The sequence below is a fragment of the Streptomyces sp. NPDC107654 genome (assembly GCF_055639035.1).
The window spans coordinates 148,717-165,819 of sequence record NZ_JBVKBI010000016.1; the positions used below are offsets into that span (position 1 = coordinate 148,717).

The window sequence follows — 17,103 nt, forward strand, 5'->3', positions numbered from 1 at the left end:
CTGTCGTGTGCCGCGTCAGCCTTCGAGGGTTTCGCTGTCGCCGAGCGCGAGGTGGACGAGGTCGTCGACGTCGAGGTCGGCCAGCGCGCCCCGCTCGGTGTCCGGGTCGCCGGGCGCGGGTGCGCCGGGTTCCAGGGCGGTCAGTTCCACCAGCGCGTCCAGCAGGCCGGCCTCCCGGAACCGCTCCAGCGGGAGGGTGAGCAGCGCGTGGCGCAGCCTTTCCTCGTCGGCCTCCGCCGCCGGCCGCTGCCCTGCCGCGCCCTCGGGGGCGAGTTCGCCGTGCAGGTGGCGGGCGAGGGCGAGCGGGGTGGGGTAGTCGAAGACGACGGTGGCGGAGAGGTTGACGCCGGTCGCGGCGCGCAGCCGGTTGCGCAGTTCCACGGAGGTGAGGGAGTCGAACCCGGCGTCCTTGAACGCCGTCCCGGCCCCGACGCCGTCCGCTCCCGCGTGGCCGAGCACACTGGCGACGTGGCCGCGGACGAGGTCCAGCAGCACGGCCTCCTGCCGCTCGCGGTCCAGTCCGGCCAGCCGGCGCAGCAGCGCGTCCCCGCCGTCTCCGGCGGCGGCCGCGCGTGCCGACTGCCGTCCGGAGCGGACGAGTTGGCGCAGCAGCGGCGGCACTCCGGCGCCCGTGGCCGCTTCGGCGCGGACGGCCCTGAGGTCCAGCTTGACCGGCACGAGCAGCGTGTCGTCGCCTGCCAGGGCCGCGTCGAGGAGGGCCAGGCCCTCCTGCGGGGCCAGCGGCAGGATGCCGCCGCGCCGGTTGCCGCGGGTACGGGCCGCGGCCTCGGTGCCGCTGGTCATCCCGGTGGTCTGCTTCCAGGGCCCCCAGGCCAGGGACAGCGCGGGCAGTCCGGCCGCCCGGCGCCGGGCCATCGCCGCGTCCAGCCAGGCGTTGGCGGCGGCGTAGTTGCCCTGGCCGGCCGAGCCGAACAGGCCGGAGGCGGAGGAGAAGACGGCGAACGTGGTCAGGTCCAGGCCGCGGGTCAGCTCGTCCAGATGGCGTACGGCCACGGCCTTCGGCGCGAAGACGCGGTCCAGGCGCTCCCGGTCGAGGGTGCCGATCACGCCGTCGTCCAGGACGCCCGCGGTGTGCAGGACGGCGGTCAGCGGGTGGTCGCCGGGTACGGAGTCCAGCAGGGCGGCGACCGCGTCCCGGTCGGCGATGTCGCAGGCGGCCACCCGTACGGTCTCCGCTCCGAGCCGGGTCAGCTCGGTGACCAGGTCCCGCGCACCCTCGGCGTCCGGTCCGCGCCGGCTCGCCAGCAGCAGGTGCCGTACGCCGTGCCGCTCGACCAGGTGCCGGGCCAGCAGGGCGCCGAGCGAGCCGGTGCCGCCGGTGACGAGGACCGTGCCGTCCGTATCCCAGCCCGCGTGCCCGGCGGCGGGGCGTGCGGGGGTGGCGCGCACCAGGCGCGGTGCGCGCAGGGTCGTACCGCGCAGCGCGAGCTGCGGTTCACCGGCCCCGGCGGCCGCGGTGGCGGTGGCGAGGAGGGCGGAGAGGGACGCGTCGTCGGCCGGCGGGACGTCCGTGTCGACGATCGTGATCCGGTCGGGGTTCTCCGCCTGGGCGGCCCGCACGAGTCCCCACACGGCCGCCCCCGCGGGGTCGGCGACGGTCTCCTCACCGGCGGCGGGTACCGCGCCCCGGGTCACGACCACGAGCCGGGAGTCGGCGAGCCGTTCCTCGGCCAGCCATGCCTGGAGGACGCCCAGCACCCGGTCGGTGCGCTCCAGCGGGTCGTCGTCCAGGGTGTCGTCGTCCCAGCCGTCGGCCGGTACGGCCAGCACCTGCGGCACGGTGTCACCGGCGGCCGCGCCGGCCAGGTCGGCGGTGGTGGCGACCCACGCCCAGTCGGGAACCGGGCCGCCCGTGCGGACGGGCACGGTGACGTCCGCCCATTCCACGCGGAACAGCGCGTCCCCGCCGGGCGCGCCGGCCGCGGCCTCCAGTTGCTCGGCGCTGACCTCGCGGAACACCAGGGAGTCGGTGGTCAGCACCGGCGCACCGGTTTCGTCGGCGGCCTGCACCGTCACCGTGTCGGGCCCGGACGGCGCCACCCGCACGCGCAGCGCCGAGGCGCCCGCCGCGTGCAGCGCGAGCCGGTTCCAGGCGAACGGCAGGACTGTGCGCGGCGTGGCCCCGGGAGCGGTGGGGCCGGAAGCGGTTTCCTCCTCCGGGGTGACGAATCCGTTGGCGTGCAGGGCGGCGTCCAGCAGGGCGGGGTGGATGCCGAACCGGGCCGCTTCCTCGCGCTGCCCGTCCGGCACGGCGACCTCGGCGTACACCTCGCCGCCGCGCCGCCACACCGCCCGCAGCCCCTGGAACACCGGGCCGTACGTGTACCCCTTCTCGATGAGCCCTGAGTAGAAGGCGTCGACGTCCACCTCGACCCGCTCGGCGCCGGGCGGCGGCCAGGCGGTGAAGTCGAACGTGCCGCCGGGCGCCGGGGCCGTGGTGGTGAGGGTGCCGGTGGCGTGGCGGGTCCAGGCGTCGGCACCGATCTCACCCGCGGTGTCCTCGCGGGCCGAGTAGACCGCCACCGTCCGCGAGCCCTCCTCGTCCGGTCCGCCGACGGCGACCTGGACCCGGACACCGCCCTGCTCGGGCACGACCAAAGGCGCCTCGATGACCAGCTCCTCCAGCACTCCGCACCCGGCCTCGTCACCGGCGCGCACCGCGAGCTCGACCAGCCCGGTGCCGGGCACCAGAACCACCCCGCCGACGGCATGGTCCGCCAGCCACGGATGCGTACGCAGCGACAACCGCGACGTGCACAGGAGTCCACCGGTCTCGGGGACCTCCACGACCGCACCCAGCAACGGATGGTCGGCCGCGCTCTGACCCAGCGCCTCCGCATCCGTGGCAGGAGCCGTCCGCAGCCAGTAGTGCCGGTGCTCGAAGGCGTACGTCGGCAGGTCCACACGCGCCTCGGTGGCGCCCTTCGGGAGCGTGGCCCCCCAGTCCACCTTCGCTCCGCGTACGAAGAGATGCGCCACGGCCGACAGGAGGGTCTGCGCCTCGTCCCGCTCGTCACGCAGGGCGGCCACACTCACCGCGTCCCCGCCGGACGACTCCGCGATGGCACCGGTCAAGGCGCCGCCGGGGCCGAGTTCCAGGAACACCGATCCGCCCGTGGCGCCGATGCCGTCCGCGAAACGGACGGGACGGCGGACGTGGTCCACCCAGTACGCCGGGTCGCTCAACTGTCCCGGCTCGGCGAGCCGGCCCGTCACGTTCGACACCACCGGGATCGTCGGCTCGTTCCAGGACAGCCCCGACAAGGCAGCGGCGAAGTCCGACAGCATCGGCTCCATCAGCGCCGAATGGAAGGCGTGCGAGACGGTCAGCCGCTTCACCCGGCGGCCCTGCTCACGCAGCTTCTCCGCCACCGCCAGGACAGCCGTCTCGTCACCGGACAGCACGACCGAGCCAGGTGCGTTCACCGCCGCCAAATCCACCCCGTCACCGAGGTGTTCGGCGACCTCCGCCTCGGTCGCGGCAACCGCCACCATCGCACCGCCCGACGGAAGGGCCTGCATCAGCCGACCCCGCGCCGCCACCAGAGCCGCCGCATCCTCCAGCGACAACACCCCGGCTACGTGAGCGGCCACGACCTCACCGATGGAGTGCCCGGCCACCACGTCCGGCCGCACACCCCAGGACTCCACCAGCCGGAACAGCGCCGACTCCACCGCGAACAACCCGGCCTGCGTGAACACCGTCTGGTCCAGCAGACCGTCACCCGCGGCACCGAAGACCACGTCCCTGACCGAGTGGCCCGCACCCAGTTGCCCGTCGAGGGCGGCGCACGCATCGTCCAGAGCGCGTGTGAACACGGGATACCGTGCGTACAGCTCCCGGCCCATACCGACACGTTGTGACCCCTGGCCCGGGAACACAAACACGGTCCTGCCGCCGGTGTCCGTGCCCGTGACGACGAACGGTGAGGGTTCGCCGGCCGTCACCGACTCCAGTCCGGACACCGCTTCCTCCGGCGACCCGGCGACGACCACGGCCCGCTCGGACAGCACCGCCCTCCGGGACACCAGGGCACCCGCAACGGCCGTCAGGGGAAGGTTCGTTCGGCCAATGAACCGCGCCAGTCGTCCCGCCTGCCCGGCAAGGGCGCCGGTGCTCCGCGCGGAGACGAGCAGCGGCACCATGCCGTCGACCGGGGTGACCGGCTCGGTGGCGGGCTCCTCCGGTGCCTGTTCCAGGATCACGTGGGCGTTCGTGCCGCTGACGCCGAAGCCGGAGACACCGGCGCGGCGCGGCCGGTTCACGTCCGGCCACTCGCGGGTCTCCGTCAGCAGTTCGACCGCTCCGTCCGACCAGTCGACCTGGGAGGTCGGGGTGTCGACGTGCAGGGTGGCGGGCAGGACGCCGTGCCGCATGGCCTGGACCATCTTGATCACGCCGGCCACGCCCGCGGCCATCTGGGTGTGTCCGATGTTGGACTTCAACGAGCCGAGCCACAGGGGCTGTTCGCGGTCCTGGCCGTAGGTGGCGAGGAGGGCCTGGGCCTCGATCGGGTCGCCGAGGACGGTGCCGGTGCCGTGACCCTCCACCGCGTCCACGTCCGCCGGAGTCAGCCCGGCCGCCGCCAACGCCTTGCGGATCACCCGCTGCTGTGACGGACCGTTGGGGGCGGTCAGGCCGTTGGACGCGCCGTCCTGGTTCACCGCGCTGCCCCGCACCACCGCCAGCACCCGGTGCCCCTTGCGCTGCGCCTCCGACAGCCGCTCCAGCACGACCACACCCGCGCCCTCGGCCCAGCCCGTGCCGTCGGCCGCATCGGCGTACGACTTGCAGCGGCCGTCCGAAGCGAGGCCCCGCTGCCGGGAGAACTCGACGAAGGTGCCCGGCGTGGCCATGACGGTGGCGCCGCCGGCCAGGGCCATCGAGCACTCGCCGCCCCGCAGGGCCTGGGCTGCGAGATGGATGGCGACCAGGGAGGAGGAGCAGGCGGTGTCCACGGTGACGGCCGGACCCTCGAAACCGAAGACGTAGGCGACGCGGCCGGAGGCCACGCTGCCCATGCCTCCGGTGCCGGTGAAGCCCTCCAGCTCGGGCGGGACCGGGCCGGAGGTGCCGTAGCCCTGGCCCATCAGGCCGGAGAAGACGCCGACGTCCGTGCCCTTCAGGGAGAGCGGGTCGATACCGGCCCTCTCCAGTGCCTCCCAGGACGTTTCGAGGAGGAGCCGCTGTTGCGGGTCCATCGCCAGCGCCTCACGCGGGGAGATGCCGAAGAAGCCGGCGTCGAACAGGGCGGCGTCGTAGAGGAAGCCGCCCTGGCTCACGTAGGACGTGCCGGCCTGGTCCGGGTCGTCGCTGAAGAAGCCGCTCAGGTCCCAGCCTCGGTCGTCGGGGAAACCGGACATCGCGTCGCGGCCCTCGAACACCAACCGCCACAGCTCTTCCGGGCTGTTGACACCACCGGGCAGCCGGCACGCCATGCCGACGATCGCGATCGGCTCGTCCGGATCGGCGAGTGCGGGTGCCGTCGCCGGTGCCGGAGCGGTCGCCGCCGTCTCGCCCAGCTCCCCGTGCAGGTGACGGGCCAGGGCCAGCGGGTTCGGGTGGTCGAAGACGACCGTGGCCGCCAGCTTGAGGCCGGTGGCCTCGCGGAGCCGGTTGCGCAGTTCCACCGAGGTGAGCGAGTCGAACCCGGAGTCCCGGAACGCCGTGTCCGGCTTGACACCCTCGGGACCGGCGTGGCCGAGCACGGTCGCCGCGTGCGTGCGCACCAGCTCCAGCAGCAGCGCCTCCTGCTCCGCCGCGCCCAGTCCGGCGAGGCGGTCCGTCAGGCCGCCGCCGCTGTCGCCGGCCGCGGCCCGCACGGTCTGCCGGCCGGTGCGCACCAGGCCGCGCAGGAGAGTGGGGACGGCCCGGCCGGCACCGGCGTCGGTGCGCAGTTGCCGCAGGTCCAGTTTGGCCGGGACGAGCAGCGCCTCGCCGGTGCGCAGGGCGGCGTCGAAGAGGTCCATGCCCTCCTCCGGGGACATGGGCAGGACACCACCGCGCCGGTTCATGCGGCTGCGGGTGAGGTCGTCCATGCCGGCCGCCATGCCGCCGGTGGCCTGGTCCCACAGGCCCCAGGCGAGGGAGGTGGCGGGCAGGCCCGCGGCGCGGCGCTGGTGGGCCACGGCGTCCAGGAAGGCATTGGCCGCCGCGTAACTGCCGGTGCCCGCGCCGAGGAAGACGGAGGAGACGGAGGAGAAGACGACGAACGCGGCCAGCTCGGGGGCGAGTTCACGGGTCAGCTCGTCCAGGTGCCGTACGGCGGTCACCTTCGGCGCGAAGACGCCCGCGACCTGCTCGGGACGGATGGTGCCGATCACTCCGGCGTCGGCGATGCCGGCGGTGTGCACGACCCCGGTCAGCGGGCGTCCGCTCCGGCGGACCTCGGTCAGCAGCGCGGCGACCGCGTCGCGGTCCGTGACGTCGCAGGCGGCCACCGTGACGTCGACGGCGCCGAGCCCGGTGAGTTCCGCGACCAGCTCCGCCGCCCCGTCGGCGGCTTGGCCGCGGCGGCTGGCGAGGACGAGGTGGCGGATGCCGTGGCGGGCGACCAGGTGCCGGGCCAGCAGGCCGCCGAGCGATCCGGTACCGCCGGTGATCAGGACGGTGCCCTCCGGGTCCAGCGCGCGGGGCCCCTGCGCGGCTCCTTGGTCGGGGCCGCCGGCCGCGCCGGCGCGGGCGAGCCGCGGGATGTACGGCGTCCCACCGCGCAGGGCCAGCTCGGGCTCGGTGTCGGTCGTCAGGTGGCCGAGTAGAGGGGTGAGTTCGGGGGTGAGGTGATCGAGGGTGAGTCGATCGGGGGTGCGGTGTTCGGAGGTGGGGTCTTCGGGGCTGAGGCGTTTGGGGGCGGGGTCGAGGCCGAAAGGTGGGTCGAGGGCGAGGCCGGGGTCGAGGTCCAGGAGCACGATGCGGTCCGGGTTCTCGGACTGCGCGGCCCGGATGAGGCCCCACACCGCGCCGCCCGCCGGATCGGTGACCGCTCCGTCGGCGCCGGCCGGCACCGCCCCCCGGGTGGCCACCACCAGCCGGGTCGGCTCCAGCGCGGGAGCGGCCAGCCAGGCCTGCACCGCCGCCAGGACCCGGTTCGTCAGCGCCAGCGCCGGGTCGTCCGCCCCTTGGTCATGGATGGCTGAGGCCTCCAGGACGACGAGCGCGGGCGGCTCCTCCGCGACACCCTCCGCGGCGTCCTCCGCCAGGGCGGCGACATCGGCGGCCGACCGCACCCCGGCCCAGACCGGCTGCTCGCCCACCGGTCCGGCGGCTCCGGACAGCGCGGTCCATTCGACGCGGAACAGGGAGTCGTCGCTCGCCGTACCCGCGGCGGACTCCAACTGCGCGGCGACGAGTGGTCGTAGCTCCGCCGCGTCCGCGCGCAGGACCAGTCCGCCGGCCTGGTCGACCGCCTCCAGCGCCAGCGCGTCCCGGCCGAACGGCGTGATCCGCACCCGCAGCGCCGTGGCGCCGACGGCGTGCAGTGCGAGGCCGCGCCAGGTCGGGTACTGCCACACCCGGGGCCCGCCGTCGGCCACGGCCGCGTCGAGCAGGGCCGGGTGCAGGGCGGCGTCCAGCAGGGCCGGGTGCAGGGCGGCGTCCAGCAGCGCCGGGTGCAGCCCGAACCGCTGGGCGTCCTCCCGCTCGTCCTCGGGTACGGCGACCTCGGCGAGGATCTCGTCACCGAGCCGCCAGAGTGCCCGTACGGCCTGGAAGGCGGGTCCGTACGCGTAACCGCGACGGGCCAGTCCCCCGTACAGCGCCTCCACGTCGACGCGCCGGGCGCCGGCCGGCGGCCAGGCGCCGAAGTCGCCCTGCGGGCTCTCGCCGGGCTTGGGCGTCGCCGTCAGCACACCGGTGGCGTGCCGGACCCAGGCCTCCGCTCCGACCACCTCGGTGGCGTCCTCGCGTGTCGAGTACAGGGTGACCGTGCGGCAGCCGCTCTCGTCCGCGCCGCCGACGGCGACCTGGACGCGCACCCCGCCCTGCTCCGGCAGCACCAGCGGGGCGGCGACCGTGAGTTCGTCCACGGTTCCGCAGCCGACCTCGTCACCGGCCCGTACGGCCAGCTCGACCAGGGCCGCGGCGGGGACGAGGACCACCCCGCCGACGGTGTGGTCCGCCAGCCAGGGGTGCGTGCGCAGGGACAACCGCGAGGTGCACAGGACACCGCCGGTCTCGGGCACTTCCACGACCGCGCCGAGCAACGGGTGGTCCGTCGGTGCCTGCCCGAGGGCCGTGGCGTCGGTCGCTCCGTTCAGCCGGAGCCAGTAGTGCCGGTGGTCGAACGCGTACGTCGGCAGGTCCACCTGCGCGCCGCCGCTGCCTTCGGGCAGCACGGCCGTCCAGTCGACCGCCACGCCCTTGACGAACACCGCGGCCATCGACATCAACAGCCGCCGAAGCCCGCCCTCCTCACGACGCAGCGAGCCGGTGACAACCGTGTCCGACTCCCCCGCCGCCTCGTCCACGATCTCGTTGACCGGCTGGACGAGGACCGGGTGGGCGCTGGACTCGACGAACACCGTGTGACCCTCGGCGAGGAGCGCCTCGACAGCCGGGCCGAAACGGACCTGGCTGCGGAGGTTGCGGTACCAGTAACCGCCGTCGAGGACACCCGCCTCACGCACCCACTCACCGGTCACGGTCGAGAAGAACGGCACCAACGGCGCCTGACTACGGATGTCGGCGAACGCGTTCCCCAACGCGGCCTCGATCGCCTCGACATGACGGGTGTGCGAGGCGTAGTCCACCGCGACCCGCCGGACCCGGACACCGTCGGCCTCCAACGCGGCCAGCGCCTCGTCCAACGCTTCGGCGTCACCGGCGATCACCACGGACGTGGGGCTGTTGACCGCCGCGACCTCAACCCGCCCGCCCCAGGCGGCAATCCGCGCGGCCGCCTCGACCTCGGACAGCGCCACCGACGCCATACCGCCCCGGCCCGCCAGTTCACCGGCGATCACCTGACTGCGTACGGCCACGATCCGCGCCGCATCCTCCAGCGACAACGCCCCGGCCACACACGCGGCGGCGATCTCGCCCTGGGAGTGACCGACCACCGCGTCCGGCACGACACCCACCGACGCCCACACCGCCGCCAGAGCGACGTTCACGGAGAAACTCGCCGGCTGGACGACGTCCACCCGGTCCAGCAGATCGACATCACCGCGCAGGACGGCCGTCAGGTCCCAGTCCACCCACGGCTCCAAGGCCCGGGCACACTCCCCGACCCGCTCCGCGAACACCGGCGAGGACTCCAGCAACTCCCGGCCCATCCCCAGCCACTGCGACCCCTGACCCGGAAAGACCAGAACCGTCCGCCCGGACGCCGCGCCCTCGGCGCCGGTCACCACCGCGGGATGACTCTCGCCGTTCGCGAGCGCGGCCAAGCCGGCCGCCGCTTCCTCGCGCGATCCGGCGACGACCACGGCCCGTTCGCCGAGCAGTGCCCGCTGGGAGACGAGAGCGGCCGCGAGGTCCGGCAGGGAGGCGTCCGAGCCGGTGGTGAACGGGGCCAGGCGGCCGGCCTGGGACGCCAGGGCCGCCTCGGAGGCCGCCGACACCACCAGGGGGACCACGCCGTCGGCCGGGGGCACCGGCTCCACAGCCCGCGGTTCCTCCGCGGGCTCTTCCAGGATCAGGTGGGCGTTGGTGCCGCTGACGCCGAACGAGGAGACGCCGGCCCGGCGGGGGCGGCCGGTCCGGGGCCAGTCCCGCTCCTCGGTCAGCAGCTCGACGGCGCCGGCGGACCAGTCGACCTGGGAGGAGGGGGTGTCGACGTGGAGCGTGGCGGGGAGGACGCCGTACCTCATCGCCTGGACCATCTTGATGACGCCGGCGACACCGGCGGCGGCCTGCGTGTGGCCGATGTTGGATTTCAACGAGCCCAGCAGCAGCGGACGTTCGCGGTCCTGGCCGTAGGTGGCGAGGAGGGCCTGGGCCTCGATCGGGTCGCCGAGGACCGTGCCGGTGCCGTGGCCCTCGACCACGTCCACGTCCGCCGGGGTCAGGCCGGCTTCGGACAGTGCCTTGCGGATGACACGCTGTTGGGAGGGACCGTTGGGGGCGGTCAGGCCGTTGGAGGCGCCATCCTGGTTGACGGCCGACGCGCGGACGACGGCCAGCACGCGGTGGCCGTTGCGGCGGGCGTCGGACAGGCGCTCCAGGACGACCACGCCCGCGCCCTCGGCCCAGCCGGTACCGTCGGCCGCATCAGCGTACGACTTGCAGCGGCCGTCGGCGGCCAGCGCACGCTGCCGGGAGAACTGCATGAACATACCGGGGCCGGCCATGACGGTGGCACCGCCGGCCAGGGCCATGGAGCACTCCCCGCGCCGCAGGGCCTGCGCGGCGAGGTGCATGGCGACCAGGGAGGAGGAGCAGGCGGTGTCCACGGTGACGGCGGGACCTTCGAGACCGAAGACGTACGAGATGCGGCCCGAGGCCACGCTTCCGGTGGTCCCGGTGCCGGTGAAGCCCTCCAGCTCCGGCGGGACCGGGCCCCCGGTGGCGTAGCCCTCGTTGATGACGCCCACGAACACACCGGTGTCCGAGCCCTTGAGGGTCAGCGCGTCGATGCCGGCCCGCTCCAGCGCCTCCCAGGACATCTCGAGGAGGAGCCGCTGCTGCGGATCCATCGCGACCGCCTCGCGCGGTGAGATTCCGAACAGTCCGGCGTCGAAGAGGGCCGCCTCGTGCAGGAAGCCGCCCTGGTCGACGTAGGACTTGCCCGTTTTGTCGGGGTCGGCGTCGAACAGTTCCTCCAGGTCCCAGCCCCGGTCGGTCGGGAACCCCGAGACGCCGTCGCCGCGTTCGCGGACGAGTCGCCACAGGTCGTCGGGGTCGGTCACCCCGCCGGGCAGCCGGCACGCCATGCCCACGATCGCGATCGGCTCCGCCTTCTCGGCCTCAAGTTCACGGACGCGTTGCTGGGAGCGGCGCGCGTCGGCGAGAACGCGCTTGAGGTAGTCGCGAAGCTTGCTTTCATCCGCCATTGCGGGTCAGCTCCTAGTGGGGCTAAGGCGTCAGGTGGACTGCGGGGCGGGCGTGGACATGGCCGGCTGGGTGGCCCGGTGGCCGACGGCCGTGTGATGGGTGGCCGACGGCAGGGTGATCGGTGGCTAATGGCCGAACTCGGTGTCGATCAGCTCGAACAGTTCGTCGTCGGAGGCGGAGTCGAAGTCCATGCCGTGCTCGGCGTCCTGCTCGGTGACGTTCGCCGTGGACCAGGTGGTCAGCAGGCCCTGCAGCCGGGTGGCGACCTGGGCGCGGGTGGAGTCGTCGGGTGCGGTGTCGGCCAACAACTCCTCCAGCTTGCTGAGTTCGGCGAGCAGGGGGTGCGTGGTCGGGGCGGCCTGGTCGCCGGGCGCCAGCCGGTCGTGCAGGTAGCGGGCGAGGGCGAGGGGGGTCGGGTAGTCGAAGACGGCGGTGGCGGGCAGGTTGAGGCCGGTGGCCTCGCGGAGCCGGTTGCGCAGTTCCACGGAGGTGAGGGAGTCGAACCCGGCGTCCTTGAACGCCGTCTCGGCCCTGACCTGGTCCGCCCCGGTGTGTCCGAGGACGGTCGCCACCTGGCCCTGCACCAGCGTCAGCAGCAGGTTCCCCTGTTCGGCCGGGGAGAGCGTGGCCAGCTTGCGGGCGAGTCCACCGGAGTCCCCGGCGCCGGCCCGGGCGGCCTTCCGGCCGGTCCGGACCAGTCCCCGGAGCAGGGGGGCGACACCGGCGCCCAGCGCGGCGTCGGCGCGCAACGCCCTCAGGTCCAGCTTCACGGGCACCACCAGCGTCTCACCCGCCGGCAGGGCCGCGTCGAGCAGCTCCATGCCCTCGGCGAGCGTGAGCGGTACGACGCCTCCGCGCCGGCCGGTCCGGTTCCGTGCGGTCTCTCCGGCGGCCGTGTCCTGGCCGCCGGTCGGCTCCCACGGTCCCCAGGCCAGCGAGACGGCGGGCAGTCCGGCCGCCCGGCGCCGGTGGGCGACCGCGTCCAGGCAGGCGTTGGCCGCCGCGTAACCGCCGGTGCCCGCGCCCAGGAAGACGGAGGAGGCGGAGGACAGCAGAACGAACGCGGCCAGTTCGGGGGCGAGTTCGCGGGTCAGCTCGTCCAGGTGCTGGACGGCCGTCACCTTCGGGGCGAAGACCCGGTCCATCCGGTCCTGGTCCATCTCGCCGATCATCCCGGCGTCGAAGACGCGTGCCGCGTGGACGACACCGGTCAGCGGACGGGTGTCCGGTATGGCGGCGAGGAGCGCGGCGACCGCGTCACGGTCGGTGACGTCGCACGCGACCAGGGAAACGGCGGCGCCCCGTTCCCCGAGTTCGGCGACGAGCCGATCCGCGCCCTCGGCCTCCGGACCCCGCCGGCTCGCCAGCAGCAGATGGCGCACACCGTGCCGCTCGACCAGGTGCCGGGCGACCGCGGCGCCGAGCATTCCGGTGCCGCCGGTGATCAGGACCGTGCCCTCGGGGTCGAACGCCGGCGCCCCGGAGCCGCCGGCCGGGGACAGCCGGGCCAGCCGCGGCACGTACAGCGCCGAGCCGCGGACCGCCACCTGCGGCTCACCGGTCGCGAGAACCGCGTCGAGGTCCACCTCGTCCGTCTCGGTGTCGACGAGGACGATCCGGTCGGGGTTCTCCGCCTGCGCGGCCCGCACCAGCCCCCACACGGCCGCCCCGCCGGGATCGGTGACCGCCTCCTCTCCCCCGGCCGGCACCGCACCCCGGGTGAGCACGACCAGCCGGCCGTCCTCGGCGCCCTCCTCCGCCAGCCGGCCCTGTACGGCGGCCAACACCCGCCCCGCCAGCATCACAGGCGTGTCGTCGCCGCCGGTACGGGCCTCGACCACCGTCACGTCCGGCACCCCACCGGCACCGGACACGGACGCCAGCTCGCTCCACTCCACCCGGAACAGCGCGTCGTCCGCGCCGGTGCCGGCCGCCGCCGTCAGCTGCTCGGCCGGGACCGGCCGTAGCGTGACGGCCTCCGCCGTGACGACCGTGCCACCGGTCTCGTCGGCGGCCTGGACCGCCAGGGCACCGGATGCGGACGGCGCGAGGCGCACGCGCAGCACCGTGGCGCCCTCGGCGTGCAGCTCCAGCCGGCTCCACTCCAGAGGCTGCCGGACCTGGGCGTCGTCCGTCGCCGTGGTCTCCAGCAGCGCCGGGTGCAGGGCGGCGTCCAGCAGGGCGGGGTGGATGCCGAACCGGGCCGCGTCCCGCTGTCCGTCCGGCAGCGCGACCTCGGCGAACCGCTCGTCACCGCGCCGCCACAGTGCCCTCAGCCCCTGGAAGACCGGACCGTATTCGTACCCGTCACGAAGCAGTCGCTCGTCCGCACCGGACAGGTCCTCCGCCTGCGCGCCGGGCGGGGGCCAGGCGGTGAAGTCGAAGGCGTCGGCAGTGGTCGGCGTACCGGTGAGGCGTCCGGTGGCGTGCCGGGTCCACGCCTCCGCACCGATCTCGCCGACGGCGTCCTCCCGCGCGGAGTGGACGGCCACCGGGCGGCGGCCCTCCGCGTCGGGGGCTTCGACCGTGACCTGCACCCGCACGCCACCCTGCTCGGGCACGACCAGCGGAGCCTCGATCACCAGCTCCTCCACGACACCGCAGCCGACCTCGTCACCGGCCCGTACGGCCAGCTCCACCAGCCCGGCGCCGGGCACGACCACCACTCCCCCGACGCGGTGGTCGGCCAGCCAGGCGTGCGTGCGCAGCGACAGCCGCGAGGTGAAGACCAGCCCGTCCGACTGCGGCAACGGCACCACCGCGCCGAGGAGCGGATGGTTCGCCGTGCTCTGACCGAGCGCCACCGCGTCCGTGGCGGGGGCCATCCGGAGCCAGTAGTGGCGGTGGTCGAAGGCGTACGTCGGCAGGTCCACACGCGCCTCGGTGGCGCCCTTCGGGAGCGTGGCCCCCCAGTCCACCTTCGCTCCGCGTACGAAGAGATGCGCCACGGCCGACAGGAGGGTCTGCGCCTCGTCCCGCTCGTCACGCAGGGCGGCCACGCTCACCGCGTCCCCGCCGGACGACTCCGCGATGGCACCGCTCAGGGCGCCGCCGGGACCGAGTTCCAGGAACACCGCGCCACCAGACGCGCTGGTCCCCTTCGCGAAACGGACGGGACGGCGAACGTGGTCCACCCAGTACGCCGGATCGCTCAACTGCCCCGGCTCGGCGAGCCGGCCCGTCACGTTCGACACCACCGGGATCGTCGGCTCGTTCCAGGACAGCCCCGACAAGGCAGCGGCGAAGTCCGACAGCATCGGCTCCATCAGCGCCGAATGGAAGGCGTGCGAGACGGTCAGCCGCTTCACCCGACGGCCCTGCTCACGCAGCTTCTCCGCCATCGCCAGCACAGCCGTCTCGTCACCGGACAGCACGACCGAGCCGGGTGCGTTCACCGCCGCCAAGTCCACGCCGTCATTGAGGTGTTCGGCGACCTCCGCCTCGGTCGCGGCGACCGCCACCATCGCACCGCCCGACGGAAGGGCCTGCATCAGCCGACCCCGCGCCGCCACCAGAGCCGCCGCATCCTCCAGCGACAGCACACCGGCTACGTGAGCGGCGACGACCTCACCGATGGAGTGCCCGGCCACCACGTCCGGCCGCACACCCCAGGACTCCACCAGCCGGAACAGCGCCGACTCCACCGCGAACAACCCGGCCTGTGTGAACACCGTCCGGTCCAGCAGACCGTCACCCGCGGCACCGAAGACCACGTCCCTGACCGACTGCCTCAGCCCCAGTTGCGTGTCCAGGGCGGCACAGGCATCGTCCAACGCCTGCGCGAACACGGGATACCGTGCGTACAAGTCCCGGCCCATACCGACCCGTTGCGACCCCTGCCCCGGGAACACGAACACCGTCTTCCCGTCGGCCCCCGTGCCTGTGACCACGAACGGTGAGGGTTCGCCGGCCGCCACCGACTCCAGTCCGGACACCGCTTCCTCCGGCGACCCGGCGACGACCACGGCCCGCTCGGACAGCACCGCCCTCCGGGACACCAGGGCACCCGCAACGGCCGCCAAGGGGGCGTCGGTTCGTCCGACGAAGACGGACAGGCGCTCCGCCTGCCCGGTCAGCGCACCGGCGCTCCGGGCCGTCAGTACGAGCGGCGTCACACCACCGGCCGGCAGGACCGGTTCCCGCGTGTCGGCCGCCTCCGGCGCCTGTTCCAGGATGAGGTGGGCGTTGGTGCCACTCAGGCCGAAGGAGGAGACGCCGGCCCGGCGGGGGTGTCCGGTGTCGGGCCAGTCATGTGCCTCGGTGAGGAGTTCCACGGCCCCGGACGTCCAGTCCACCTGGGACGACGGCGCGTCGACGTGCAGGGTGGGCGGCAGGATGCCGTGCCGCATCGCCTCCACCATCTTGATCACGCCGGCCACGCCGGAGGCGGCCTGGGTGTGACCGATGTTCGACTTCAACGAGCCGAGCCACAGCGGCCGTTCCGGATCACGGCCCTTGCCGTAGGTGGCGAGGAGGGCCTGGGCCTCGATCGGGTCGCCGAGGACGGTGCCGGTGCCGTGGCCCTCCACCGCGTCCACGTCCGCCGGAGTCAGCCCGGCGTTGGCGAGCGCCTTGCGGATCACCCGCTGCTGTGACGGACCGTTGGGGGCGGTCAGGCCGTTGGACGCGCCGTCCTGGTTCACCGCGCTGCCCCGCACCACCGCCAGCACCCGGTGCCCCTTGCGCTGCGCCTCCGACAGCCGCTCCAGCACGACCACACCCGCGCCCTCGGCCCAGCCCGTGCCGTCGGCCGCGTCGGCGTACGACTTGCAGCGGCCGTCCGAGGCCAGGCCCCGCTGCCGGGAGAACTGGACGAAGGCGCCGGGGCTGGACATGACGGCCGCGCCGCTGGCCAGGGCCAGGGAGCACTCGCCGCTACGCAGGGCCTGGGCGGCCAGGTGCATGGCGACCAGGGAGGAGGAGCAGGCGGTGTCCACGGTGACGGCCGGACCCTCGAAACCGAAGACGTACGACACCCGTCCCGAGGCCACACTGCTGCCGGCGCCGGTGGTGACGAACCCCTCCAGTTCGGCGGGGATTTCCCCACCGGAGCCGTAGCCCTGGCCCATCAGGCCGGAGAAGACGCCGACGTCCGTGCCCTTCAGGGAGAGCGGATCGATACCGGCCCTCTCCAGTGCCTCCCAGGACGTTTCGAGGAGGAGCCGCTGCTGCGGGTCCATCGCCAGCGCCTCACGCGGCGAGATCCCCCAGAAGCCGGCGTCGAACAGGGCCGCCTCGTGCAGGAAGCCGCCCTGGTCGACGTACGAGGTGCCGGCCTTGTCGGGGTCGGCGTCGAACAGGCCCTCCAGGTCCCAGCCCCGGTCGTCGGGGAAACCGGACATCGCGTCGCGGCCTTCGAACACCAACCGCCACAGCTCTTCCGGGCTGTTGACACCGCCGGGCAGCCGGCAGGCCATGCCGACGATCGCGATCGGCTCGTCCGGGTCGGCGAGTGCGGGTGCCGTCGCCGGTGCCGGGGCGGTCGCCGTCGTCTCGCCCAGCTCCCCGTGCAGGTGACGGGCCAGGGCCAGCGGGGTGGGATGGTCGAAGACGACCGTGGCGGGCAGTTTGAGGCCGCTGGCCTCGCGGAGCCGGTTGCGCAGTTCGACCGAGGTGAGCGAGTCGAACCCGGAGTCCCGGAACGCCGTGTCCGGCTTGACGCCCTCGGGACCGGCGTGCGCGAGCACGGTCGCCGCGTGCGTGCGCACCAGCTCCAACAGCAGCGCCTCCTGCTCCGCCTGGTCCAACCCGGCGAGTTGCCGGGCGAGTTCGCCGGTGGCGTCGGTGGTAGCGGCTGCCCGTGCGGCCTGCCGGGCCACCTTGACCAGGCCGCGCAGCAGGGGCGGTACGCCACGCCCGGCCGCCGCGTCGGCCCGCATGGACCGCAGGTCCAGCTTGATCGGGACGAGCAGGGGGTCGCCGGTGCGCAGGGCCGCGTCGAACAGGTGCAGGCCCTCGTCGGAGGCGATGGTCTGGCTGCGGCTCCGGCTCACCCGGGCCTGGTCGGCGGTGTCGAGGTGGGCGGTCATGCCGGTGGCCTGCTCCCACAGACCCCACGCCAACGACACACCCGGAAGCCCGGCGGCCCG

At 74.2% G+C, this 17,103-nt stretch carries 2 protein-coding genes; both read right to left on the minus strand.

The genetic code is table 11. The annotated features are described in order from the left end of the window. Positions 1-15 precede the first annotated feature (15 nt). Entirely contained in the window at positions 16-11,013 is a 10,998-nt protein-coding gene (locus tag ACZ7N4_RS26605) for a type I polyketide synthase (RefSeq protein ID WP_471362268.1), read from the minus strand. A gap of 126 nt (positions 11,014-11,139) precedes the next feature. Continuing rightward, positions 11,140-17,103 (minus strand): SDR family NAD(P)-dependent oxidoreductase (locus tag ACZ7N4_RS26610; RefSeq protein ID WP_471362271.1); only part of this gene is annotated, 5,964 nt, incomplete at its 5' end.